25 protein-coding genes are annotated in these 24,515 nt (G+C 66.7%); 18 read left to right on the top strand and 7 right to left on the bottom strand.

Annotated features, from left to right (window positions below):
* Positions 1–3: 3 nt before the first annotated feature.
* A complete protein-coding gene (locus tag BYZ73_RS17790; protein WP_112317052.1) occupies positions 4–1,512 on the bottom strand; it encodes a sensor histidine kinase in 1,509 nt (502 codons plus the stop codon).
* A gap of 279 nt (positions 1,513–1,791) precedes the next feature.
* On the opposite strand from BYZ73_RS17790, the gene BYZ73_RS17785 reads away from it, so the two are divergent.
* The 8 genes from BYZ73_RS17785 to BYZ73_RS17745 all read left to right on the top strand — a co-directional run bounded on the left by BYZ73_RS17785 (position 1,792) and on the right by BYZ73_RS17745 (position 8,574).
* Positions 1,792–1,968 carry a hypothetical protein gene (locus tag BYZ73_RS17785; protein WP_342768222.1) on the top strand — a complete coding sequence of 59 codons (177 nt, stop codon included), beginning with the start codon at positions 1,792–1,794 and terminating at the stop codon, positions 1,966–1,968.
* A gap of 376 nt (positions 1,969–2,344) precedes the next feature.
* Positions 2,345–3,145 (top strand): S49 family peptidase, encoded by an 801-nt coding sequence (locus BYZ73_RS17780; RefSeq protein WP_112317050.1) that lies wholly within the window; start codon positions 2,345–2,347, stop codon positions 3,143–3,145.
* Between the two features lie 192 nt (positions 3,146–3,337).
* Complete coding sequence (locus BYZ73_RS17770; RefSeq protein ID WP_112317049.1) at positions 3,338–4,318, top strand: calcium/sodium antiporter; 981 nt, start codon at positions 3,338–3,340, stop codon at positions 4,316–4,318.
* On the top strand, positions 4,315–5,091 hold the full coding sequence (locus BYZ73_RS17765) for an SDR family NAD(P)-dependent oxidoreductase (RefSeq protein WP_425451097.1): 777 nt from the start codon (positions 4,315–4,317) through the stop codon (positions 5,089–5,091). Before BYZ73_RS17770 ends, BYZ73_RS17765 begins: the two co-directional genes overlap by 4 nt.
* A 328-nt stretch (positions 5,092–5,419) precedes the next feature.
* Positions 5,420–7,297, top strand: a complete 1,878-nt coding sequence (gene uvrC / locus BYZ73_RS17760; RefSeq protein WP_112317046.1) for an excinuclease ABC subunit UvrC — start codon at positions 5,420–5,422, stop codon at positions 7,295–7,297.
* 17 nt (positions 7,298–7,314) lie between these two features.
* On the top strand, positions 7,315–7,881 hold the full coding sequence (gene pgsA / locus BYZ73_RS17755) for a CDP-diacylglycerol--glycerol-3-phosphate 3-phosphatidyltransferase (RefSeq protein WP_108028741.1): 567 nt from the start codon (positions 7,315–7,317) through the stop codon (positions 7,879–7,881).
* Complete coding sequence (moaD, locus tag BYZ73_RS17750; RefSeq protein WP_108028742.1) at positions 7,878–8,126, top strand: molybdopterin converting factor subunit 1; 249 nt, start codon at positions 7,878–7,880, stop codon at positions 8,124–8,126. Before pgsA ends, moaD begins: the two co-directional genes overlap by 4 nt.
* Before the next feature lies 1 nt (position 8,127).
* Entirely contained in the window at positions 8,128–8,574 is a 447-nt protein-coding gene (locus BYZ73_RS17745; protein WP_112317044.1) for a molybdenum cofactor biosynthesis protein MoaE, read from the top strand.
* 108 nt (positions 8,575–8,682) lie between these two features.
* Here BYZ73_RS17745 and BYZ73_RS17740 read toward each other — a convergent pair whose 3' ends face one another.
* Entirely contained in the window at positions 8,683–10,281 is a 1,599-nt protein-coding gene (locus tag BYZ73_RS17740) for a phosphoenolpyruvate carboxykinase (protein WP_112317042.1), read from the bottom strand.
* 330 nt (positions 10,282–10,611) lie between these two features.
* On the opposite strand from BYZ73_RS17740, the gene BYZ73_RS17735 reads away from it, so the two are divergent.
* From BYZ73_RS17735 to BYZ73_RS17705, 7 genes are read left to right on the top strand one after another with little or no spacing between them, the layout of a single operon-like run.
* Positions 10,612–11,313 (top strand): response regulator transcription factor, encoded by a 702-nt coding sequence (locus BYZ73_RS17735; protein ID WP_108028745.1) that lies wholly within the window; start codon positions 10,612–10,614, stop codon positions 11,311–11,313.
* Positions 11,314–11,358: 45 nt separating this feature from the next.
* Positions 11,359–13,050: a sensor histidine kinase gene (locus BYZ73_RS17730; RefSeq protein WP_108028746.1), complete on the top strand. Its 1,692-nt coding sequence runs from the start codon at positions 11,359–11,361 to the stop codon at positions 13,048–13,050.
* A gap of 33 nt (positions 13,051–13,083) precedes the next feature.
* Positions 13,084–13,512, top strand: coding sequence for an HPr kinase/phosphorylase (locus tag BYZ73_RS17725; protein ID WP_112317041.1), 429 nt, complete (start codon positions 13,084–13,086; stop codon positions 13,510–13,512).
* Positions 13,512–14,438 (top strand): RNase adapter RapZ, encoded by a 927-nt coding sequence (gene rapZ / locus BYZ73_RS17720; protein ID WP_112317039.1) that lies wholly within the window; start codon positions 13,512–13,514, stop codon positions 14,436–14,438. The genes BYZ73_RS17725 and rapZ overlap by 1 nt, the downstream gene beginning before the upstream one ends.
* Positions 14,435–14,827: a PTS sugar transporter subunit IIA gene (locus BYZ73_RS17715; protein ID WP_075784632.1), complete on the top strand. Its 393-nt coding sequence runs from the start codon at positions 14,435–14,437 to the stop codon at positions 14,825–14,827. The genes rapZ and BYZ73_RS17715 overlap by 4 nt, the downstream gene beginning before the upstream one ends.
* Positions 14,828–14,852: 25 nt before the next feature.
* The gene (locus BYZ73_RS17710; protein ID WP_425451098.1) at positions 14,853–15,116 is read left to right on the top strand and encodes an HPr family phosphocarrier protein; all 264 of its coding nucleotides are present in this window, start codon (positions 14,853–14,855) and stop codon (positions 15,114–15,116) included.
* A 42-nt stretch (positions 15,117–15,158) separates the two neighbouring features.
* Positions 15,159–16,022: a lysophospholipid acyltransferase family protein gene (locus tag BYZ73_RS17705; protein ID WP_112317035.1), complete on the top strand. Its 864-nt coding sequence runs from the start codon at positions 15,159–15,161 to the stop codon at positions 16,020–16,022.
* 70 nt (positions 16,023–16,092) lie between these two features.
* Here BYZ73_RS17705 and BYZ73_RS17700 read toward each other — a convergent pair whose 3' ends face one another.
* Positions 16,093–16,968 (bottom strand): 3-hydroxybutyryl-CoA dehydrogenase, encoded by an 876-nt coding sequence (locus BYZ73_RS17700; protein ID WP_112317100.1) that lies wholly within the window; start codon positions 16,966–16,968, stop codon positions 16,093–16,095.
* 151 nt (positions 16,969–17,119) lie between these two features.
* Between BYZ73_RS17700 and BYZ73_RS17695 the strand changes: the two genes are divergently transcribed.
* Positions 17,120–17,953 carry a DUF6473 family protein gene (locus tag BYZ73_RS17695; protein ID WP_112317034.1) on the top strand — a complete coding sequence of 278 codons (834 nt, stop codon included), beginning with the start codon at positions 17,120–17,122 and terminating at the stop codon, positions 17,951–17,953.
* A gap of 80 nt (positions 17,954–18,033) precedes the next feature.
* On the opposite strand, the gene BYZ73_RS17690 is transcribed toward BYZ73_RS17695, so the two are convergent.
* From BYZ73_RS17690 to BYZ73_RS17675, 4 genes are all read right to left on the bottom strand, one after another.
* Positions 18,034–18,960, bottom strand: a complete 927-nt coding sequence (locus BYZ73_RS17690; protein ID WP_108028751.1) for an electron transfer flavoprotein subunit alpha/FixB family protein — start codon at positions 18,958–18,960, stop codon at positions 18,034–18,036.
* Positions 18,960–19,721, bottom strand: a complete 762-nt coding sequence (locus BYZ73_RS17685; RefSeq protein ID WP_108028752.1) for an electron transfer flavoprotein subunit beta/FixA family protein — start codon at positions 19,719–19,721, stop codon at positions 18,960–18,962. Before BYZ73_RS17685 ends, BYZ73_RS17690 begins: the two co-directional genes overlap by 1 nt.
* A gap of 191 nt (positions 19,722–19,912) precedes the next feature.
* Positions 19,913–20,740, bottom strand: coding sequence for an SDR family NAD(P)-dependent oxidoreductase (locus BYZ73_RS17680; RefSeq protein WP_112317032.1), 828 nt, complete (start codon positions 20,738–20,740; stop codon positions 19,913–19,915).
* A gap of 51 nt (positions 20,741–20,791) precedes the next feature.
* Positions 20,792–21,136 (bottom strand): hypothetical protein, encoded by a 345-nt coding sequence (locus tag BYZ73_RS17675; RefSeq protein ID WP_112317030.1) that lies wholly within the window; start codon positions 21,134–21,136, stop codon positions 20,792–20,794.
* A gap of 136 nt (positions 21,137–21,272) precedes the next feature.
* Between BYZ73_RS17675 and BYZ73_RS17670 the strand changes: the two genes are divergently transcribed.
* Positions 21,273–23,576 (top strand): DNA topoisomerase IV subunit A, encoded by a 2,304-nt coding sequence (locus BYZ73_RS17670; protein ID WP_112317028.1) that lies wholly within the window; start codon positions 21,273–21,275, stop codon positions 23,574–23,576.
* A gap of 70 nt (positions 23,577–23,646) precedes the next feature.
* Positions 23,647–24,372 (top strand): hypothetical protein, encoded by a 726-nt coding sequence (locus BYZ73_RS17665; RefSeq protein ID WP_245943214.1) that lies wholly within the window; start codon positions 23,647–23,649, stop codon positions 24,370–24,372.
* Positions 24,373–24,515 lie beyond the last annotated feature (143 nt).

The raw sequence follows: 24,515 nt of genomic DNA, 5'->3' as shown, positions 1-24,515 counted from the left end.
GGCTCAGTCGGCAAGGGGCACATAGGCGCTGACCAGCGTACCCGGGGCCGTGCCGAGGCGAAAGCCGTCCGGCACCGGGCTTTCAATCGCGATCCGGCCGCCTTGCTGGTCCAGCACCCAGCGGGCCAGCGCCAGACCGATGCCGAAGCCTTCGCCGGGCGGGGCGCCGCTGCCACGGCCGAACCGTTCCAGAACGCGGATGCGGTCCTCTTGCGGGATGCCGGGGCCGTTATCGACGACCCGGACGCAGCCATAGCCCGCCTCTGGCCCGACCGAGAACCCGACCCGGCCGCCCTCGCGGGCGTGGCGCAGGACGTTGCGCGCAAGACCCGCGATCACCTGGCGCAGCCAGTTGGGATCGCCCGTCACCTGAAGCGCCGGGCCCGACGTCACGGTCACCTCCAGCCCGGCTGCCTCAAGCTCGGGCCGGGTTTCTGCCAGCGCTTCGGCCAGCGCGATCCGCAGATCCATCGGTTCGGGGCACAGCTCGATCCGGCCGCTTTCGGACCGCGCGACCCGCAGGAGATCGTCGATCCGTCGGCTGAGCCGCTGCGCCCGCCCCTGGATGGTGGCGAAGGCGTCCTGCGGGGCAGCCCCCTTCAGGCCCAGTTCGGCCTCCATGAGGATCACGGTCAACGGCGTGCGCAGCTCGTGGCTGATATCGGCAAAGAACCGGCGGCGATCCTCGTCGATGCGGGCCAGCGCGGCATTGGCGGCGCGCAGGTCCTCGGTGCGGGCGCGGATCGTGTCGTTCAGTCGGGCGCGGTCGCGGGCCAGCGCTGTCGCCGCGCGGTTGGTCTCGGCGAAAAGCTGGCCGATCTCGTCGGCGGTGCGTTCCGGCAGATCGGCGGCGAAATCGCTTGCGCCGATCCGGCGGGTCGCATGACGGGCGCGGTCGAGCCGGGCGAATTGCGGGCGCAGCAGGCCCAGATAGAAGCCGCCCACCATCACCGCCGCCAGTGCCGCGACCGCGAGCGCAAGCCCGGTCAGCGTCCGGCGCAGGGCGGCGATCCGGGTCAGGATCGCGTCGCGGGTGCGGATCTCGTCGCCGACGGCCTCGTTCAGCAGCGGGTCGAACGCATGGGCAAAGCCGTTCAGGACGCCCTGCAGCCGCTCGCGGTCCCGGGTCTCCGAGGTCAGCCCGGCGCGGGCTGTCCCGAAGAGGGCATCCATCCGCGCGATGGCAATGCCCTGGGTGGCGCGGCGCGATTGTTCGGCAAGCCCGAGTGCTGCGGCCTCGTCGACGGCCGCCGCAAGGTCCTTGCGCATCAGGTCGAACGTCCGGTCAAGGTCCGCGGACACCGGCGAGAGCCGGGCCGCGCGGGCCTCGGGGGGCAGGCCGGACTGGATCGCCTCGGCCGCCACGACGAGGAAGGTCGAGACCTCGGTCGACAGCACCGCGTAGCGGGCGATCCGGCGTTCAGCCTGCAACGATGCCGCGATCCGGTCGCCGACCCGGTCCATGCCGACTACGGTCAGCGCGCTCGACAGAAGCGCGACCATTCCGATCATGCCGGCCCCGGCCGCGAGTCTCGTTTTCAGCGAAACAGCCCGGCGCGGCGGCGCGGCAGGATCATGCTGCGTCGCAGCGAAAGCGCCCGAAGATGAGGCAGGCGCCGGGCAAAGAGGCGCGTTTTCGGGATTCTCCGCGATTTGCGCAGTCGGAGACACCGGCTTCTCCTGGAACGGTCCGGCTGGAACTTTAACCGTTCCAAAATGGAAAGATGCAATACCAAGGGCTGAATTGACAATCGAGGTCCCGCCATGGTCGAATTGCTGTTTGTTGCGTGCATGAGCCTGTCGCAGACCAATTGCGAAGAGCGCAGCCTGATCTTCACCGATGTCTCGCCGATGTCCTGTATGATGGGCGCCCAGCCCGAGCTTGCGAAATGGGTGCGCGACCATCCGAACTGGACGGTTTCTCGGTGGCAGTGCCGGTACCTGAACCGGACCGAGCGCAAGGCCTGATCGCGAGTTTCCGGTGGAACAGGGGCAAACCCGGTGCCCTCCAACGTCGCCCTGCAGCCAGATCGGTCGTCCAAAGCCCCCCGTCAGGTCCCGGTTCGCCGGGCATCCCTTTACGGCGCCGCGTCCGGCCGGGCGTGCCGCGCCCATCGCCGGGATGGCACCGAGGTCTTTGGCCGTCCGCAGCCCTGAAAGGGTCTGACGCTTGCCGCCGGGCCGGGCAGGGCGGTCAAAGACGGTCTGGCGCCGTGCGTGCGGCCGGGAATGGCACAGATTCCGGGGGCAGGTGCCCGACTGACGCCAAGGCGTGCCGCTGCAATCGCAGCACAATTGCGGCCATCTCTTGTTCGCCGCTTTCCGCCGCTCTACATGCGAAGACATGAAACGGTGGCTTCCCTTCGTCAAATCAGATCCGCTCGTCTCGGTCGTCCGTCTTTCCGGCACGATTGCCGCTTCGGCCCGCGCAAACACGCTGTCCGATGTCGCGCTCGCTCCGGTGATCGAGCGGGCCTTCAAGAAGGGCAAGCCCGATGCGGTCGCCCTGATCGTGAATTCGCCGGGCGGGTCGCCCGCGCAAAGCGCGCTGATCGCCGCGCGCATCCGGCGGCTGGCCGAGGAACGCAACACGCCCGTCATCAGCTTTGTCGAGGACGTGGCCGCCTCGGGCGGCTACTGGCTGGCCTGCGCGGGCGACGAGATCTGGCTTGATGCCTCGTCGATCGCGGGATCCATCGGGGTGATCTATGCCGGGTTCGGCTTTCAGGACCTGATCGCGCGGTACGGGGTCGAGCGGCGGGTCCATACGGCGGGTGAAAGCAAGAGCTTTCTCGATCCGTTCAAGCCAGAGAAGCCCGAGGACGTGGCCCGGCTGATCCAGCTGCAGGAGCCCATTCACGAGGCCTTCAAGGCACATGTGCGGGCCCGGCGCGGCGACAGGCTGAAGACCGACCGCGATCTCTTCACCGGCGATGTCTGGGTCGGGCAACAGGCCGTCGAGGTCGGTCTGGCCGACGGCATCGGGCATCTGGTGCCGAAGATGAAGGAGCGCTTCGGCGACAAGGTGCGCTTTGCGCTGCATACGCCGCGGCGGGGGCTCCTGTCGCGGCTGGGCGCCCCGGGCGTTGCCGCTGTGGTGGACGAGGTCGAGGCGCGGCTTCTCTGGTCGCGGTACGGTCTCTAGCCCATGCTGCTGAAGGTCGCGCTACTGTTTCTCGTCGGAATGGCCGTTCTCGGCATGTTCGGAAAGCTGCGTCTGCCGCGCCCGCGTGGCGGTGGGCTCGCCCTGGGGCGCCGCCGCCCCGCTCGATGTCCGCACTGCGGGCGGTTCAGGATCGGCAGCGGGCCCTGCCCCTGCGGCAAGGGGTAGGGCCGGATGGCAAGCGATCTGCTGAACGCGGGACTGGGGCTGGCCTTGTTGCTGTTGGCCGGGGACAGTCTGGTCAAGGGCGCGGTGAACCTGTCGCTGCGCCTTGGGGTTCCGGCGCTGATCGTCAGCCTGACGATCGTGGCCTTCGGGACCTCGGCGCCGGAACTCCTGATCTCGATCAAGGCCGTTCTGGACAATTCGCCCGGCATCGCCATGGGCAACGTGGTCGGGTCGAACATTGCCAATGTGCTGCTGGTGCTGGGGATACCGGCCCTGATGACCGGCATTCGCACCGATGAATGCGACACGCGGCGCACCTATGCGCTGATGGTCGGATCGACGCTCTTCTTCCTCTTCGTCTGCATGATCGGGCCGATCACCTGGATCCACGGCATCGGGCTGATGCTGGCGCTGGGCTTCGTGCTGGTCGATGCGTTCCTGTCGGCGCGCAACCATCGGCGCGAGGCCGCGGTCGCCGCCGAGGCCGCCCGATGCGCGGCCGCGGACGAGGCCGAAGAGGTGGAGGGCGCCGACCCGTCGCTGGGCTGGTTCAAGATCGGCATGTTTCTGGTGCTGGGGCTTCTGGGCCTGCCGCTGGGGGCCGATCTGCTGGTCGATGCCTCGATCAGCATCGCGCACGAAATCGGCGTGTCCGACACGGTGATCGGCCTGACGCTGGTCGCCGTCGGGACCTCGCTGCCCGAACTGGCGACGACGGTGATGGCGGCGTTGCGCCGCCAGGCCGACGTGGCGATGGGCAACGTGATCGGGTCTAACATGTTCAACCTGCTGGCCATCATCGGCATGGCCAGCTTCTTCGGCGATATCGCGGTGCCGCCCGAGATGCTGCGCTTCGATTTGTGGATCATGTTGGGGGCGGCGCTTCTGCTGACGCCCTTCGTGGTCTGGAAGCTGGCCCTGGGCCGCGCCTGGGGGGCGGTGTTCTTCCTGCTCTACGCGGCCTATGCCGGGGTGCTTCTGCTGTGACCGGCCGGGCGCTCGTCATGGGCGGCGCACCGGGGCTGGTCGCGGCGCTGGCGGTGCATCTGGCCAGAGACGGCCATGACGTGGCGCTGCACTGCGCAGGCGGCGCGGAGGCCGCCGCCCGGACAGTCTCCGAGATCCGCGCCCTCGGGCGCGTCGCGGTGGCGCTCGACGCCGATCTCCTCGACGAGGCTGCGGCTTCCGCCCTGGTGCCCCGCGCGGCCAAGGCATTGGGCGGCCCGCTGACCGTGCTGGTGACCGCGGCCTCGGTTTTCGAGCATGACACGTTTCCGACCGCGACCCGCCAGAGCTGGGACCGCCATATCGGGGCCAATCTGCGAGCGCCCTTCGTGCTGATGCAAGCCTTCGCCGCCCAGGCGCCGGAGGCCGGACGCGACGCGGCGGGCGAGCCGCGGGCCGAGGCGCTGGTCGTCAACGTCATCGACCGGCAGGTTCTAAGCCCCACGCCGGATTTCACGACCTACACCATCGCCGAGACGGGACTTTGGGCCCTGACCCGGACGGCTGCCCAGGCGCTTGCCCCCGCGATCCGGGTGAATGCGATCGCCGTGGGCGAGGCCCTGCGCGGGGCCCGGAACGCCGACGACCCCTACGCGGGGTTCCGGGCCAACGCGATCCCGGTCACGGGGCGGGGCCGCGCGCCGAAGGGGCTTGCGGGCGGTCGAGAGGCCGCTGCCGCGCTCGGCTATCTGCTGGCGGCAAAGGCCGTCACGGGGCAGGTGATCTGCGTCGGGGACCGTGATCTTCCGGGGTGAACCGGGGCCGAGGAACTTGCGTCGAAAGACCCTTGCAGGACGCCGCTGCGTCAGCTTTTCCACGCGTCATGCGAGCGTCACAGTTTCGTAATGATTTCTTAAACAATATCAACGTTTTGCCGCGGCGTCAAATAATTTCATTTGAAATCAATGCCTTGAAAAGCTGCCCAAAAAGCGGGCAAACCGAGGAGTTGGGCGGAAAACAATGAAAATTTCGAGACGCCCGCAGCTTATCCGCAACCTTATCCACAGAAGTCGTGGATTTGTTTCCCCTTGCCTCCGGCCAATGCCCGTTGCAGGCAGTCACCGGAATCACGATCTCTGAGCGATGACCCCGACCGCCGACCCCGATACCGCCCCGCGCCCCCGAGGCCATGCCTGCGTCCAGTCCTATCTGGCGACGCTGGACAATTCGCCGGGCGTCTACCGGATGCTCGATGCCGAAAGCCGGGTGCTTTACGTGGGCAAGGCGCGCAACCTCAAGAAGCGGGTCTCGAACTACGCCAAGCCGTCGGGCCATAGCGGCCGGATCGCGCGGATGATCTCGGAAACCGCGTCGATGATGTTTCTGACGACGCGCACAGAGACCGAGGCGCTGCTTCTGGAGCAGAACCTCATCAAGCAGCTCAAGCCGCGCTACAACGTGCTTCTGCGCGACGACAAGAGCTTTCCGAACATCCTGGTGGCCAAGGATCATCCGTTCCCGCAGATCCGCAAGCATCGCGGCGCCAAGACCGAGAAGGGGGCCTATTTCGGTCCCTTCGCCAGTGCGGGCGCCGTCAACCGTACCCTGAACCAGCTTCAGCGGGTGTTCCTTCTGCGCAACTGCACGGATTCGGTCTTTGCAAGCCGCAGCCGTCCCTGCCTGCTGTTCCAGATCAAGCGGTGCAGCGGCCCCTGCGTCGGGCGGATCTCGGAGGCGGACTATGCGGCCTCGGTGCGCGATGCCGAGGATTTCCTGAAAGGCAAGTCCTCGGGCCTGCAGGAGGCGCTGGCGGTGGAGATGCAGGCGGCGTCCGAGGCGATGGAGTTCGAACGCGCGGCCGGGTTGCGCGACCGGATCAGGGCGCTGACGCAGGTGCAATCGGCGCAGGGCATCAACCCCCGCGGCGTGGCCGAGGCCGATGTGGTGGCGTTGCACATGGAAGGCGGGCAGGCCTGCGTGCAGGTCTTCTTCATCCGGGCGCACCAGAACTGGGGCAACCGCGACTATTACCCGAAGACCGGCAGCGGCGCCGAGGCGCCGGAACTGCTGCAAGCCTTCCTCGGCCAGTTCTACGACAACAAGGAGCCGCCCCGGCTGATCCTGCTGTCCCATGACATCGAGGACCGCGAACTGATGGAAAAGGCGCTGTCGCAGAAGGCCGGGCGCCGGGTCGAGCTGGCGGTGCCCCAGAGGGGCGAGAAGGCCGAACTGGTCGAGAACGCGACCCGCAACGCCCGCGAAAGCCTCGGGCGGCGGATGGCGGAAAGCGCGGCCCAGGGCAAGCTGCTGGCAGGGCTTGCCGAGGCCTTCGGGCTCGACGCACCGCCAAAGCGGGTCGAGATCTACGACAACTCGCATATCCAGGGCAGCCATGCGGTCGGCGCGATGGTCGTGGCCGGTCCCGAGGGGTTTCTGAAAAGTCAGTACCGCAAGTTCAACATCCGTGGCGACAGCCTGACCCCGGGCGACGATTTCGGCATGATGAAGGAGGTTCTGACCCGTCGCTTCCAGCGCCTTCTGAAGGAAGATCCCGACCGCGCGAGCGAAACCTGGCCCGATCTTCTGCTGATCGACGGCGGCGCCGGGCAGGTGGGGGCGGTGGCCGAGATCATGGCCGATCTGGGCGTCGAGGATCTGCCCGTCGTGGGTGTCGCCAAGGGCATCGACCGCGATGCCGGCAAAGAGGAATTCCACCGCCCCGGCGAACGCCCCTTCGCGCTGAGGCATAACGACCCGGTGCTTTACTTCGTGCAGCGCCTGCGCGACGAGGCGCACCGCTTTGCCATCGGCACCCACCGGGCGAAACGCGCGAAAGCCATGGGCGCAACGCCCCTCGACGAGATCCCAGGCGTCGGCGCCACCCGCAAACGCGCGCTTCTGACCCATTTCGGCAGCGCCAAGGCCGTCAGCCGCGCTGGCCTCGCCGACCTCAAGGCGGTCGAGGGAATTTCCGACAGCCTTGCCGAAACCATCTACGGCTTCTTCCATGAGCGCGGCTGACGCGCTATGACCCGGCCATGAGATGGACTCTCCCCAATATCCTGTCGGTGCTGCGCCTCGCGGCCGCGCCGCTGTTCCCTCTGGTCTATTTCCTCTGGGACAGCCCCGTCGCCGACTGGGTGGCGCTGGTGCTTTTCGTCGGGGCCTCGGTCACTGACTGGGTTGATGGCTATGTCGCCCGGCGCTGGCAGTTGACCAGCCGCTTCGGCGCCATGATCGACCCCATCGCCGACAAGGCGATGGTGTTGGCGGCCCTTCTGGTGGTGGTGGCCAAGTTCGGCATGCCGACCTGGCTGACGCTGGCCGCGACGGTGATCGTCTTCCGCGAGGTGTTCGTCTCGGGCCTGCGCGAGTTTCTAGGCGCCCAGGCCGGACGGCTGAAGGTCACGAAGCTCGCCAAATGGAAGACGACGGTACAGATGATCGCGATCTCGGTGCTGATCGCCCACGGTATCCTGCCTCATGCGGCCATCGAGGGGCTGGGCACCGCGCTGCTGCTGGCCGCCGCGGCGCTGACCCTGATCACCGGGGCCGACTATTTCGCCAAGTCCTGGCCCTATCTGAGGGATGAAAAGGCGCGATGATCGACGTGCTCTATTTTGCCTGGGTCCGCGAACGCATCGGCCTGCCGAAAGAGCGGATCGAGACCGCGGCCCCGACCGTCGCGGCGTTGGTCGAGGAACTCTCCGCCCGCGAGGACCGCTATGCCGCCGCCTTTGCCGATCTCTCGGCGCTGCGGGTCGCGGTCGATCAGGATCTCGCAGATTTCGATGCGCCGCTTGTCGGCGTGCGCGAGGTCGCCTTCTTCCCGCCGATGACCGGCGGCTGAGATGGACATTCGCGTCCAGTCCGCCCCCTTCGATTTCGGCGCCGAGGCTGGCGCCTTCGCCCGGGGCCGCCGCGACGCAGGCGCTATCGTCACCTTCGCCGGGATCGTGCGCGACGATGGCGGGCTCGCTCGGATGGAGCTTGAGCATTACCCCGGCATGACCGAACGCTCTCTCGAGACCATCGCCGCCGAGGCGACGAGGCGTTTCGGGCTTCTCGACTGCCTCGTCATCCACCGCCATGGCAGCCTGACGCCCGGCGAGACCATCATGATGGTCGCAACCGCGGCGCCGCACCGCGCCGATGCCTTCGCCGCGGCCGAATTCCTGATGGATTACCTCAAGTCCCGCGCCCCCTTCTGGAAGAAGGAATTCGGCGCTGACGGCGCAGCCTGGGTCGCGGCGAAAGACGCGGACGAGGACGTGCTCGGCCGCTGGTCGCAGGACTGATCTTCTTCTTGGGTCAAATACCCAATCCAGGCCGCGACGCGGCCAAGGGATACGGCAAAGGCCCGGTCGCGAGACCGGGCCTTTCCATTTGACTTCAGAAACGAAGGGTCAGCCGATGGCAGCTTCTTTCACATCCTCGTCGATGAAGGGCAGGTACTGGGCGAAGTTCTCCGAGAACATCCTGACCAGTTTCTGCGCTTGTGCGTCATAGGCTTCGGGATCGGCCCAGGTGCGGCGCGGGTCCAGCAGAACTTCGGGCACGTCATGCACCGCCAGCGGCACCTCGAAGCCGAAATTCGGGTCCTTGCGGAACTCGGCGTCGTTCAGCGAGCCATCGAGCGCTGCGGTCAGCAGGGCGCGGGTGGCCCTGATCGGCATCCGCGAGCCGGTGCCATGGGCGCCGCCGGTCCAGCCGGTATTGACCAGCCAGCAGGTCGCGCCATGCTTGGCGATCTTGTCGCGCAGGAGGTTGCCGTAGGCCTCGGGGCGGCGCGGCATGAAGGGCGCGCCGAAGCAGGTCGAGAAGGTGGGCTCGGGCTCGGTCACGCCTTTCTCGGTCCCTGCGACCTTCGAGGTGAAGCCCGACAGGAAGTGGTACATCGCCTGCGCCGGCGTCAGCCGTGCGATCGGGGGCAGCACCCCGAAGGCGTCGCAGGTCAGCATGATGATGTTCTTCGGATGCCCGCCCAGCGAGGTTTCCGAGGCGTTCGAGATGTAGTCCAGCGGATAGGCGCACCGCATGTTCGCGGTCAGGCTGTCATCCTCGAAATCCAGTTCCTTGGTATGCGGGTCGAACACCATGTTCTCGACCACGGTCGAGAATTTCGACGTGGTGGCATAGATTTCCGGCTCGGCCTCGGGGCTCAGGCTGATGGTCTTGGCATAGCAGCCGCCTTCGAAGTTGAAGGTGCCGTTATCCGACCAGCCATGCTCGTCGTCGCCGATCAGCGTACGGGCCGGGTCGGCCGACAGCGTGGTCTTGCCGGTGCCCGACAGGCCGAAGAAGATCGCGGTGTCGACCGGATTGTCCTTGGCGTGGTTGGCCGAGCAGTGCATCGCCATGATGCCCTTGCCGGGCAGGATGTAGTTCATCAGGGTGAAGACCGATTTCTTGATCTCGCCCGCATATTCGGTATCGCCGATCAGGATCAGCTTCTTGGCGAAGTTCAGCGCGACCACGGTCTTGGTGCGGCAGCCATGGCGCTCGGGGTCGGCCTTGAAGCTGGGGCAGTTGATGATGGTGAATTCGGGCACGAAGCTGTCAAGTTGGTCCAGCGCGGGGCGGCGCAGCAGGTGGCGCGAGAACAGGCCGTGCCAGGCCATCTCGGTGACGATCCGCACATCCAGACGGTTGTCGGGATCGGCGCCGGCATAAAGATCCTCGACGAACACCTCGCGGCCCTTCAGGTGCGCCAGCATGTCGGCATGCAGGCGGTCGAAGGCCTGGGGTTCCATCGGGCGGTTGTTTTCCCACCAGATGTGGTCGACCACGTCCGGCGTGCGCACGACGTGCTTGTCCTTGGGCGACCGGCCGGTGTGGACCCCGGTGGTCACGAGGAAGCTGCCGCCCTGGCCCAGCGTGCCTTCGTTGCGCTTGAGAGCCTCTTCGACCAGCGCCGGTTCCAAGAGGTTGTAATAGACCTTGTTCAGCCCTTCGATGCCCTGGGTCTCAAGGCGCTGATTGGGGTTCACACGTCCGAATTCCATGGTCTGTGCTCCTTGCCACCGCACTTCGGTCGGCGCGGCTATAACATGACGCTTCCATGAAACAACAGGGACTGGAGAGGCGTTAGCGCAATCATAGTTCGATTTTTTTACTGATAGCGCAACCATTTTGCGTGGCTTGGGAAAATTCGTTCGCGACTTGCACGGAACAGGCCCCGAATGGTGTTAGCGGTTGGGTAAACGTTTTCCGGCTTCAATGTGCCGCAATGTAATGCTGCGATTCGCAACGGGCCTGCGATTCGAGCTGTGGCGTGAGTAAATGTTGCGTAGAATCAATTGGTTCCGCTTGCGGACAGGATAAGGAACTCTCCCATGTCTAGGATTGCGCTCGTCGACGATGACCGGAACATCCTCACCTCCGTTTCCATGACGCTCGAGGCCGAAGGGTTCGAGGTGGAAACCTACAATGACGGCCAGGCGGCGCTCGACGCGTTCAGCAAGCGCATGCCGGACATGGCGGTGTTCGACATCAAGATGCCCCGGATGGACGGAATGGATCTGCTGCAGCGGGTGCGCCAGAAAAGCACCATGCCGGTGATCTTTCTGACCTCCAAGGATGACGAGATCGACGAGGTTCTGGGCCTTCGGATGGGCGCCGACGATTATGTCAAGAAGCCCTTCTCGCAACGGCTTCTGGTCGAACGGATCCGCGCGCTTCTGCGTCGGCAAGAGGTCATCGCAGCCGATGCCGGGCCCACGCCCGAGGAAAGCAAGTCGATGGTGCGCGGCCAGCTGACCATGGATCCGCTGCGCCATTCGGTGACCTGGAAGGGCATGGATGTGTCGCTGACGGTTACCGAATTCCTGCTGCTGCAGGCGCTTGCCCAGCGGCCCGGTTTCGTCAAGAGCCGCGACCAGCTGATGGATGTGGCCTATGACGATCAGGTCTATGTCGACGACCGCACCATCGACAGCCACATCAAACGGCTGCGCAAGAAGATGCGTCAGGTCGATTCCGACTTCTCGGCGATCGAGACCCTGTACGGCATCGGCTACCGCTACAACGAGGAATAGGCCGACGGTTCGGGGGGGACAGGGCCTGTGCGAGACAGCAAGCGGATGGCGGTTGACGAGGCCGGGTTCGGCGATGATCCCTATGGCTGGGTCGGCGGCCGCGAGATCGACCGCCGCCGGTCGCCCCTGCCGAGCCGCGGCCTCATTTCGCTGAACCGCTCGCCGCTGGCGCGCCGGATCATTGCCGCCAACCTGATCGCCCAGATCGTGCTGATCTCGGGCGTTCTCTATCTCAACCCCGCCCGCGACAGCCTGCTGAGCCTGCGCGAAAGCGGGATGGTGGCCGAGACCAAGCTGGTCGCCGATGTCTTCGAGGCTCGGATCCCCCGGGGTGCCGCAGTCGACCTTGCCGCGTCGGACGGGCTCGATGTTGCGGCCACGCTCGACGCGCTGGAACTGGCGCCGGGGGCCGAGCTTTATGTCTTCGACACCACGCAGGGCCTCGTCGGCCGGGCGACCGGGGTCAGGCGGGCCGACTGGCCGGTGGACGCCTACGACGATGACGGCCGGATCACGATGATCACCGACGCGCTCTACCGGGTCTGGGAAACGATCCTGAGCCTCGCGGGCCCCGACCGCCTTGCCTCCCCGGATACCGCGGACCCGCGGGCCAGGCTGAAGGATCAGGTCGCGGCCACCCTGACCGAAGGGCCGCAGCTCGAGACCGGGGTCGATTCCGAGAACCGCACCACCTTCACCGTCACCGCCCCGATCCTGCAGGAGGGCCGCGTGGTCGGCGTGGTCGCCATGGTCTCGGCCAGCGGCGAGATCGACTGGCTGGTGCGGATCGAGCGTGAGCAGGTGCTTCAGGTCTTCGTGATCGCCCTTCTGGTGTCGATCGGGCTCAGCCTCGTGCTGGCCTCGACCATTGCCAACCCCTTGTCCGAACTTGCTGCCGCGGCCGAGATCGGACAGGATCGCAATGCCCGCTCGATGAGCCCCGGGCGCGTGCGCATCCCCGACCTCAGCGCCCGCCCGGACGAGATCGGTCGCCTGTCGGCTGCGCTGCGCGGCATGGTGGCCGCGCTTTACGACAGGATCGACGCCAACGAACAGTTCGCCGCCGATGTGGCACACGAAATCAAGAACCCGCTGGCCAGCCTGCGCTCGGCCACCGGAACGCTGCGTGTCGCCCGGCGCGAAGACCAGCGCGCCAAGCTGCTCGACGTGATCGAACATGACGTGCGCCGCCTCGACCGCCTGGTCAGCGACATATCGAACGCCTCCCGGCTCGACAGCGAACTGGTCAAGGAAGAGGAAACCACGGTCGATCTGGTGCGGCTGCTGCGCGGGCTTGCGGACCATCTGGGCCAGCAGGCGCGAGAACGCGGGATCGATTTCATCGCCGACCTGCCGCCCGAGCCGATCCAGATCCAGGGGCTCGAGGCGCGGCTGGCTCAAGTGTTTGTCAACCTGATCACCAACGCGATCTCGTTCTGCGAAACCGGCGATGCCGTCCGGATCTGGGCGCGCAAGCGCGACAACCGGGTTCTGGTGGTGGTCGAGGATACCGGGCCCGGCATCCCCGAACAGGCCCTGACCAAGATTTTCAACCGGTTCTATTCCGAACGGCCGGCCGGTCAGTTCGGCAACCATTCCGGCCTGGGGCTTGCCATCTCGAAACAGATCGTCGAGGCCCATGGCGGTGTGATATGGGCCGAGAATATCCGCCCGACCGAGGCCGATCTGACTTCGGAACAGCTGGGCGCCCGTTTCGTCGTGGGTCTGCCGATCTGACGCCCGCGCCCGCCGGAGACCGCCGCACCCGTCATGCCCGACCCCGAGACCTGCATCCTTCATGCCAGCACCGTGGCCCATCGCGGGCGCGCCGTCCTGATCCGGGGCGCCTCGGGGGCGGGCAAGTCGGCCCTGGCGCTGCAGTTGATGGCGCTGGGGGCGAGTCTGGTCGCCGATGACCGCACGGTGTTGACCCGCGGCCCCGAGGGCCTTGTCGCCTCCGCTCCCGAAACGATCCGCGGCCTGATCGAGGCGCGGGGCGTGGGACTTCTGCGCGCCGAGACGGTCGCCGCCGCGCCGGTGTTCCTGGCAATCGATCTCGACGCGGACGAAACCGAGCGGATGCCGCCGCCGCGCGAGGTCGAGATCCTCGGTGTGCCGCTGCCCTTGCTTCGCCGCGTGGATCGGCCATATTTTCCTGCAGCTATCCTGCAGTTCCTCATCGCCGGACCCCGCTTCTGATGTCCAACGCCGCAGAGACCGATCCGGGCCCCCGCCCTCAGCGCATCGTGCTGGTGACGGGTGCGTCCGGGGCCGGGCGGTCGACCGCCCTGAACGTGCTGGAGGATCTGGGGTTCGAGGCCATCGACAACCTGCCGATTTCGCTGATCCCGCGCCTCCTGGACGGCCCCATGCCGGGTCCCTCGCTGGCGCTGGGCGTCGATATCCGCACCCGCGACTTTTCGGCCCGGGCGCTGGCCGATCTGATCCGCGCGCTGGCGGCGGCCCCGGGGCTCGAGGCCGATGTTCTGTATCTCGACTGCCGGCCCGAGGTGCTGCTGCGCCGCTTTTCCGAAACCCGGCGGCGGCATCCGATGGCTCCGGCCGAAAGCCCGGCCGAGGGGGTTGCGCGCGAGCTCGATATCCTCGGTCCGATCCGCGAACTGGCGAGCAGCCTGATCGACACCTCGGATCTCACGATCCATGAGTTCCGGGCCGAGATGACCGCGCGTTTTGCCCCTGGCGGCGCCGCGCCGCTGGCGGTTTCGTTGCATTCGTTCTCTTACAAGCGGGGGTTGCCGCTGGGGCTCGACATGGCCTTCGATTGCCGCTTTCTGCGCAATCCTTACTGGAATCCCACCTTGCGCGCGCTTGACGGGCGCGATCCGGCCGTGGTCGCCCATGTCGCCGACGACCCGCGCTTTGCAGCCTTTCTCGACCGGATCTCGGATCTCGCAGCGCTGGTGCTGCCGGCCCATCGCGACGAGGGGCGCAGCCATATCTCGATCGGCTTCGGCTGTACCGGAGGGCAACACCGTTCGGTCGCCGTGGCCGAGGCCGTGGCAAAACGGCTTGCGGCAACGGAATGGCAAGTGTCTATAAGGCATAGGGAACTGGAGAGGCGGGCGCAGGGCGCGCCCGCAAGGCGAGCGGGAACGGGCGCGTGATCGGAATCGTCATCGTCGCGCATGGGGGGTTGGCGCGAGAATACCTGGCTGCGGTCGAACACGTCGTGGGCCCGCAGCCCGGCGTGCGCGCCATCTCTATCGCACCCGACGACGATCGCGCTGCCAAGCAGGACGAGATCTGCCGCGCCGCGGACGAGGTCGACGAGGGCGGCGGGGTGGTGGTGGTGACCGACATGTTCGGCGGCTCGCCCTCGAACCTGTCGATCCGCGCCTGCGCGCCCGGCGACCGGCGGATCCTTTACGGCGCCAATCTGCCCATGCTGATCAAGCTGGCCAAGTCGCGCCGGATGAGCGTCAGCGATGCCACCGCCTCGGCGCTGGCGGCCGGGCGCAAATATATCGACAGTTTCGACGCAGGCGGCCTGTGAGGACCCATTGACCAGCAACAGCGTGATCCGAGTGTTCGAGATCGTAAACGAAAAGGGGCTGCATGCCCGGGCGTCGGCCAAGTTCGTGGAATGCGTCGAAGAGCACGATGCCAGCGCCGAGGTGTCCCGCGACGGGATGAGTGCGTCGGGCGATTCCATCATGGGCCTGCTGATGCTGGCGGCCTCGAAAGGCACCACTATTCAGGTCGCGACCCGCGGTCCCGAGGCCGCCAAGCTCGCGGATGCGCTGGAACGCCTTGTGGCGAACCGGTTCGGCGAGGACATGTGACGCGAGCCCGCGATGCAGGACATGGCTGACCCCCGCGCGTCGATGGCTGCGCCCGTCCGGACCGAGCCGCACGCGGACGCGTCGGCCGAGCCGCCTTACGACGCGCGCGAGCTGTCCTACGCCCGGACCTTCCCCGACCCGCTCCGTGCCCAGGCGATCCGCGCCATCGAGATCCTGACCGGCAAGCTGACGCTCTTGCGTCTCGTGCGGGAATTCGAGGCGCGGGGCGTTCCCCGGGGCCAGGCCTTCTGGCGTCAGGCGCTGGATGTGATGGGCATTGCCGTCGCGACCCCGCCCGACCAGGTGGCGCGGATCCCGCGCGAGGGGCCGCTGGTGATCGTCGCGAACCATCCTCACGGGCTGGTCGACGGCATGGTGCTGGCCGATCTCGTCGGCCGGGTGCGGACCGATTACAAGATCCTGACGCGCTCGCTGCTGACCGGCGTCGCCGAGGTCGCCGAGTTCATGATCCCGGTGCCCTTTCCCCATGCCGCGGAGGCGCGCGAACAGAACCTCGAGATGCGGCGCGCCGCGATGGCGCATCTTGGCCAGGGCGGCGCCGTGGTGCTGTTCCCGGCCGGGGTCGTGGCCTCGTCGCCGACCTTCTTCGGCCCCGCAATCGAGGCTGGCTGGAATCCCTTCACTGCCAAGCTGATCCAGCGCTCGGGCGCCCGGGTCCTGCCGGTCCGGTTTCCCGGCGCCAATTCGCGCTGGTATCAGATCGCCAACCGGCTGTCGCCGACACTGCGCCAGGGGCTTTTGCTGCACGAGGTCGTTCACGCCCTGAACCGGCCCCAGTCCCCCGCCGTGGGCGAGCCTATCGACCGCGACGTGATCGAGCGCTGGGTGGGCGATCCGCGTGGCTTCGTCGCCTGGCTGCGCGAACGCACGCTGACCTTGGCCTGACTCAAGATCCGGCTTCTTCTTGGCAAAAATACCCAAATGCCGACGGGCGCCGTACGCCCGCGGCGCGCGTTCAGCGCGTGGGAACCGGCGTCTCGCCCCGGTAGTCGTAGAACCCGCGATGGGTCTTGCGGCCCAGCCAGCCCGCCTCGACATATTTGGTCAAAAGCGGGCAGGGGCGATACTTGGTGTCGGCCAACCCCTCATGCAGCACATTCATGATCGCCAGGCAGGTGTCGAGCCCGATGAAATCCGCAAGCTCCAGCGGCCCCATCGGATGGTTCGCCCCAAGCTTCATCGACTCGTCGATCGACCGGACCGAGCCCACGCCTTCGTACAGCGTGTAGACCGCCTCGTTGATCATCGGCATCAGGATGCGGTTGACGATGAAGGCCGGGAAATCCTCGGCCGAGGCGGCGGTCTTGCCCAGCGACTCGACCACTTTCAGCAGCGAATGGTAGGTCTCTTCGTCGGTGGCGATGCCGCGGATCAGCTCGACCAGCTGCATCACCGGCACCGGGTTCATGAAATGGAACCCCATGAATTTCTCGGGCCGGTCGGTGCGGCTGGCCAGCCGCGTGATCGAGATCGACGAGGTGTTCGAGGTCAGGATCGTGGTCGGTTTCAGATGCGGCTGCAGATCCTCGAAGATCGCCGTCTTGACCGTCTCGCGTTCGGTCGCGGCCTCGATGATCAAGTCCGAAGACCCCAGATCGGTCAGTACCGTGGTGGTCGAGATCCGGTCCATCGCGGCCTGCTTCTCGGCCTCGGTGATCTTTTCGCGGCTGACCTGGCGGTCGAGGTTCTTGCCGATGGTGCCCAGCGCCCGGTCCAGCGCTTCGGCCGAGATGTCGTTCAGCTTGACCTCGTACCCGGCCAGAGCAAAGACATGGGCGATGCCGTTGCCCATCTGGCCCGCACCGACTACCCCGACCGTCCTGACGTCCATCTGCATCCCCCGCCTTGCTGGCGGCACATTGGCCGATGCGGCGCTGCCGCACAAGGGCGACGTTATCCATAGAATGCGAACTTTAGCGACTTCGAAACGCCGCATGCCCAACCTGAAAAGCGGTGAGTCGCAAGACGCGAGTGGGTGCAAGATGAGCTTCGATAACATGGGCAGCGGATCGCTGTCCTACTTCCCTTGCCGTTACGGCAATTCGAGATTGCTGTTCAGGGGGCCAAGGAGATCGCTGGACCAGCCCTATTGTGCCGTGGTGGGTGGCACCGAGACCTATGGAAAATTCGTGCCGAAGCCGTTTCCGGCGCTGATCGAAGAGGCGACCGGGCTGCAGATGGTCAATCTGGGCTGCGTCAATGCCGGGATCGACGTCTTCCTGAACGACGTCTCGCTGATGGACGTGGTGGCCGGGGCCAAGGTCTCGATCTTTCAGGCGCTCGGGGCCCATAACATGTCGAACCGTTTCTACGTGGTGCATCCGCGCCGGAACGACCGCTTCCTGCGCGCCTCGGCGATGCTGAAGGCGCTCTATCCCGGCGTCGATTTCACCGAGTTCCACTTCACCCGTCACATGCTGAGCGTGCTGAAGCAGAAATCGCCCTCGGCCTTCGAGATCGTGGTGGCCGAATTGCAGATGGCCTGGCAGGCGCGGATGCGCAAGCTTGCGGGGCGCATCCCGGGCGACAAGATCCTGCTCTGGCTGTCGGGTCACGCGGCGGAAGACGATCAGCCGTCCGACGGTCTGGGCGAGGACCCGCTGTTCGTCACCCAGCACATGCTGGATACGGTGCGGTCCTATTTCACCCGGGTCATCGAGTTCGAGCCCAGCCCCGAAGCGCTTGCCCAGGGCACCGAGGGCATGGTGCATGGCGAGATGGACCATGCCGCGGCCGCGTCGCTGCCCGGACCGGCGGTGCATGATGAACTTGCCGAAGTGCTGACCGTGGCGCTGCACGAGTTGCGCGTGCTCTGACCCCGACCCACCCCGCTTGCCGACATGAAAAGGCCCGCCAGTGCGATCCGGCGGGCCTGTCGTTCCTTGGCGGCGGGGCCTCAGAGCTTGGAGACCAGCTCTGGCACCGCATCGAAAAGATCGGCGACAAGGCCGTAATCGGCGACCTGGAAGATCGGCGCCTCTTCGTCCTTGTTGATCGCGACGATGACTTTCGAGTCCTTCATCCCGGCGAGGTGCTGGATCGCGCCCGAAATCCCCACCGCGATGTACAGCTCGGGGGCCACGACCTTGCCGGTCTGGCCGACCTGCCAGTCGTTCGGCGCAAAGCCGCTGTCGACCGCCGCACGCGACGCGCCGACCGCCGCACCCAGCTTGTCGGCCAGGTCCTCGATCAGCTTGAAGTTCTCTTCCGACCCGACGCCGCGGCCGCCCGAGACGATCACGCCGGCCGAGGTCAGTTCGGGCCGGTCGCTTTTCGCTTCGGTATCCGAGACCCATTCCGACAGTGCGGGGTTGCCCGCAGCCGCCACGTCCGAGACCGGGGCGCCCGCGCCTTCGCCCGCCGCCTCGAAGGTCGAGGTGCGGATGGTCAGGACCTTCTTGGCATCCGAGGACTTGACGGTCTGGATCGCGTTGCCGGCATAGATCGGCCGGTCGAACGTGTCGGCATCGACCACGCCCACGACATCGGTGATGACCATGACGTCCAGCAGCGCGGCGACGCGCGGCATGATGTTCTTGGCGTCGGTCGTCGCGGGGGCCGCGATATGGTCATAGTCGCCCGCCAGCGACACGATCAGATCGGCGGTCGGTTCGGCCAGACGGTGGCCGTAGATCGCATCCTCGGCGACCAGAACCTTCGCCACGCCCTCGATCCTGGCGGCGGCCTCGCCTGCGGCCTTGGCATGTTCGCCGACGCAAAGCGCGGTCACCTCGCCCAGTGCCTTGGCGGCGGTCACCGCCTTGGCGGTCGCGTCAAGTTGCAGTTCGCCCCCGGTGACTTCGGCAAGCAGCAGAACGGCCATCAGAGCACCCCCGCTTCGTCTTTCAGTTTCGCGATCAGCTCATCGACCGAGCCGACCTTGACGCCGGCCTTGCGCTCGCGCGGTTCGGCGGTCTTCAGCACGGTCAGGCGCGGCGCGGTGTCGACGCCGTAATCGGCGGGCGTCTTCTCGTCGAGCTGCTTCTTCTTGGCCTTCATGATGTTGGGCAGCGAGGCATAGCGCGGCTCGTTGAGGCGCAGGTCGACCGAAACGATGGCCGGCAGCTTGACCTTGATGGTCTGAAGGCCGCCATCGACCTCGCGGGTGACCTCGGCCATGTCGCCGTCGATCTCGAGCCCCGAGGCGAAGGTGCCCTGGCTCCAGCCCAGAAGCGCGGACAGCATCTGACCGGTCGCGTTCATGTCGTTGTCGATCGCCTGCTTGCCGCAAAGCACCAGACCCGGCTGTTCCTCGTCGACCACGGCCTTGAGGATCTTGGCGACGGCCAGCGGCTCGATATCGTCATGGATGTCCTCGGCGGCGACGATCAGGATCGCCCGGTCCGCGCCCATGGCCAGCGCCGTGCGCAGGGTTTCCTGGGCTTGCTTGACCCCGATCGAGACCGCGACGATCTCGGTGGCCTGACCCTTTTCCTTCAGGCGGATCGCCTCTTCGACGGCGATCTCGTCGAACGGGTTCATTGACATCTTGACGTTGGCGAGATCGACCCCCGTTCCGTCCGCCTTCACGCGGACCTTCACGTTGTAGTCGATCACCCGCTTAACAGGCACAAGGACCTTCATCGGCGTGTGTCTCCCTTGCAGTCGCGCCCCCGTCCGGGGGCAAGTCAAACGTTCCGGGCAGTGTTAGCGAGTCTCAAACCGAGGGAACAGACCAAAAGCGTCGGGAAAGTATATTTCGTCAGGGAAGGTTGCTGCGGCCGTTTTGTTGCGCGTTGTGTCTTCGGGCGCGTGGTCCGGGCGCCGCGTCCCGCCTAGCCCTTGTCGATCAGCCAGTCGAACGCGGGCGTGGGCAGCACCCGCCGCGCGATGTTCATCAGGTAGGTGGGCGTCGTCACGAAATAGCGCGGGCGCGGGTGTCGCGCTTCCAGCGCATGGACCAGCTTGCGGCTGACCGCCGAGGGCGGCAGTTCGAACCTGTCGCGGCCGCGATCCTCGTAAAGCCGTTGCAGAAGCGAGGTGCGGTACTGATCGGCCCGGGCGCTGGCCGTCCAGTCGACCCAGCGTTCGAAATGCGGGATCGAGTTCACCCGGATCTTCGAGGTCACCGGGCCGGGCTCGATCAGGATCACCCGGATCGGGGTGTCGCGCATCTCAAGCCGCAGCGTGTCGGTCAGCCCTTCCAGCGCGTATTTCGTCGCCGAATAGGCGCCGCGCCATTTCAGCGGCACGAGCCCCAGCACCGAGGAACAGTTGACGATCCGGCCATGGCCCTGCGCGCGCATCGCGGGGATCACCCGCCGGGTGAGGTCGTGCACCCCGAAAAGGTTGGTCTCGAAAATCTCGCGCAGCGCGCCGCGCGGCAGGTCCTCGACCGCGCCGGGACAGCCGAAGGCGCCATTGTTGTAAAGCGCGTCCAGCGTGCCGCCGGTGCGCGACAAGGCCTCGTCGACCGCGGCGGCGATGCTTTCTTCGCTGGCGTAGTCGAGCGGGAAGCTTTCCAGCCCCTCGCTGCGCAGGCGCGCGCAATCGGCTTCCTGGCGGCAGGTGGCGAACACCCGCCAGCCCCGCGCGGCGAGCGCATGGGCGGCATCATGGCCGATGCCAGAAGAACAGCCGGTGATCAGGACGCTGCGTGCCATGACGCGCTGTTGGCATCCGGCGCGCGCCCTGTCCAGCCCCGAGCTGTCCTGCTAGTTCACCGGGCAGCCCGAAAGATCGTCGGCGCAGGTCACCAGCGTGCCGGAACAGCTGACCGGTCCGACTTCGGTGCAGCCCGAGCAGGACACGCCCCCCGGTCCGCCCGGGTCGCTGCTGCAGCCGTCGCAGCAGAAGGACCGCGACTCTGCCCCCATGTCGATTATGGCGAATCCGGTCCCGACCGAAACGCGGGCCCCGCTGCCGGGATTGGCCCGCAGCGTACCATGGCTGCCGGCCTGTGTGCCGGCCGACATGGACTGGTTCTGGGCGAGGGCGGGATCGGGAAGGGCGGTAAGGACAAGAGCGGTGCCCAAGGCGATTGGTGCAAAAAGTTTCATTGGGGTTCTCCCTAAAAAGAAGGGAAGTGTACCCTTTTCGCGCCCAAATTGCTACGCGCGGGGCGGCGGCCGGGTTGGGCCCTGCGGGCGGGTTCCGCCTCTGGACTTGTCTGCGCGCCTTATCTAGACGACCTGTATGTCAGACGCCACCGAAGACCCCAAGATGGACGCCGTGTCCGAACCGCTCCGCCGTGCCATCGGCGACCGGTATCTGACCTATGCGCTGTCCACGATCATGGACCGGGCGCTGCCCGACGCGCGGGACGGGATGAAACCCGTGCACCGCCGGATCCTGTTCGCGATGCGCGAACTCAAGCTGAGCGCGACCGGAGGCTTCCGCAAGTCGGCCAAGATCTCGGGCGACGTGATGGGCAACTATCACCCCCATGGCGACGCCGCGATCTATGATGCGATGGCGCGGCTGGCGCAGGATTTCAACGTCCGCTACCCGCTGGTGGACGGGCAGGGGAACTTCGGCAACATCGACGGCGACAACCCCGCCGCCAGCCGCTACACCGAGGCCCGCCTGACCGCCGCGGCCGAGGCCCTGATGGAGGGGCTGTCGGAAAACGCGGTCGATTTCCGCCCCAATTACGACGGCACGCTGGAAGAGCCCGTCGTGCTGCCCGCGGCCTTTCCGAACCTGCTGGCCAACGGCGCCAGCGGCATCGCCGTGGGGATGGCGACGAACATTCCGCCGCACAATATCGACGATCTGGTCGGCGCCTGCCTGCACCTGATCAAGTCGCCCGAGGCCCATGACGACACGCTGCTGCAATATGTGCCGGGACCCGATTTCCCGACCGGCGGCGTCATCGTGGAGCCGCGCGACAGCATCGCCCAGGCCTACCGGACCGGGCGCGGCAGCTTTCGGCTGCGTGCGCAATGGGCGGTCGAGGATCTGGGGCGCGGCCAGTGGCAGATCGTGGTCACCGAGATCCCCTATCAGGTGCAGAAATCGAAGCTGATCGAGCGCATCGCCGACCTGATCCAGACCAAGAAGATCCCGATCCTGGCCGATGTCCGGGACGAAAGCGCCGAGGACATCCGGCTGGTGCTGGAGCCCCGCTCGCGCAATATCGACCCCGAAGTGCTGATGGGCACGCTGTTCCGCAACTCGGATCTCGAGATCCGGTTCAGCCTCAACATGAACGTGCTGATCGACGGGCGCACGCCGAAGGTCTGTTCGCTGAAGGAGGTGCTGCGCGCCTTCCTCGATCACCGGCGCGACGTGCTGATCCGCCGGTCCGAGCACCGTCTGGACAAGATCGACCACCGGCTCGAGGTGCTGGAGGGGCTGCTGATCGCCTTCCTCAACCTCGATCGCGTCATCGACATCATCCGCTATGACGACGAGCCCAAGGCCGCGCTGATGGCCGAGGACTGGGCGCGGCCGCGCGCCAAGGCGATGTCTGACCGCGACTATGTCTCGCCGCTGCCTGCCGACGGGCCGGGAACGCTCACCGAGGTTCAGGCCGAGGCGATCCTGAACATGCGGCTGCGCTCGCTCCGGCGGCTCGAAGAGATGGAACTGACCGCCGAGCGCGACCGGCTGACCGAGGAACGCGCGGGCCTGCGCGATCTGCTGGACCACGAAGACCTGCAATGGAAGCGGATCGCCGAGGAACTGCGCGAGGTCCGCAAGACCTTCGGCGCCAAGGCGCCGGGGGGCGCGCGCCGGACCCGGTTCGCCGAAGCCGCCGAGGTGGCCGAGGTGCCGATCGAGGCGATGATCGAGCGCGAGCCGGTGACCGTCGTCTGTTCGAAGATGGGCTGGATCCGGGCGATGAAGGGCCATCTGGCCGACGGCTCGGCGCTGAAGTTCAAGGACGGCGACGAGGGCCGCTTCTTGATCCCGGCCGAGACCACCGACAAGCTGATCCTGTTCGGTGCGAACGGGCGGTTCTACACCCTGCCGGTGGCCCAGCTTCCCGGCGGGCGCGGCATGGGCGAGCCGGTGCGGCTGATGGTCGATCTGCCCAATGAAAGCGAGATCGTCGCGCTCTTCATCCATCGCCCCGGCGAAAAGCTTCTGGTGGCCTCCAGCGCGGGCGACGGCTTTGTCGTCGGCGCCGACGAGGTGCTGGCCCAGACCCGGGCGGGCAAGCAGGCGCTGAACGTCAAGGCGCCGGTCGCGGCCAGGGTCTGCGTGCCGGTGTCGGGCGATCACGTCGCCTGCGTCGGGCAGAACCGCAAGGTGCTGGTCTTCCCGCTGGAGGAACTGCCCGAAATGACGCGGGGCAAGGGCGTTCGGTTGCAGAAATATAAGGATGGCGGTCTGGTCGATGCCACCACCTTCACCCTGGCCGACGGGCTCAGCTGGCGCGATCCGGCCGGGCGCACGCGCACCGAGACCGACCTGTCCGAATGGTTGGGCAAGCGCGCGGGCAGCGGGCGGATGGCACCGCGCGGCTTCCCAAGGGACAATCGCTTCACCTGAGCGCGAGCGTTGCGTGATCGCGGCCCTTGGGCTATTCCGGGGCGGCGATACAACATCTTGCGGGGACTCCATGAGCCGTCTGTTCACGACCTTGAAGCCCGTTCTGCTTGTCGCGGCGCTGGCGTTCGTTTCGGCTTGCGGCGCCAAGGACGATCTCGACGAGCCGCCGGTGCCGCTGGGCGATTTCAGGCTGGGCTATGCCATCGTCGTGGCCAAGAACGCCAAGGACATCCCCCCCTCTCGACAGGCGACGGCGGAAGAATGGGAGACGGTGCTGAAGGAAGAGCTGGAACGCCGCTTCGGCCGCTATGACGGCGACAAGATCTACCATCTGGGCATCGCGGTCGACGGCTATGCGCTGGCGGTGCCGGGCGTTCCGGTGGTGCTGGCCCCGAAATCGATGCTGGTCATGTCGGCCAATCTCTGGGACGACGCGGCGGGCAAGAAGCTGAACGCCGAATCCGAGCAGCTGTCGGTGGGCGAAGGTCTGAACGGGGCCACCCTGATCGGCACCGGGCTGACCCGCACCAAGGAGGAACAGATGCGCGCGCTGGCCCGGAACGCGGCCAAGCGGATCGAGCGCTGGCTGGTCGAGCACCGCGAGGACTGGCTGAACTACGACCCCGATGCCGCCGTGTCCGACGTGGGCCTGGCCGGGGTCGAGGCCGGATCGGCGGTCGACCCGCTGGCCGCCGCAGCGCCCGCATCGGCAGACGAAATCGTGACGCGTCCGCTGGATGCGACCGCGGAACCGACCTCGACGACCCCGGCGGCGGACCCGTCCGGGGCCAACTGACGCTTGATTTCCGGCGGGCCAGAGACTAGAGAGCCCGCGATGTTGAATCGGGCCCGGAGGCGGCCCCCTAATCCATGAGGCGCCCAAGATGGGTAAGGCAAAGTTCGAACGGACGAAACCGCACGTTAACATCGGCACGATCG

Origin of the sequence: Rhodovulum viride, from assembly GCF_003265965.1 — a bacterium.
Classification (GTDB): Bacteria; Pseudomonadota; Alphaproteobacteria; order Rhodobacterales; family Rhodobacteraceae; genus Rhodovulum; species Rhodovulum kholense.
The sequence above is the reverse complement of the archived record's forward strand: the minus strand, read 5'-3'. Positions and strand labels throughout refer to the sequence as shown.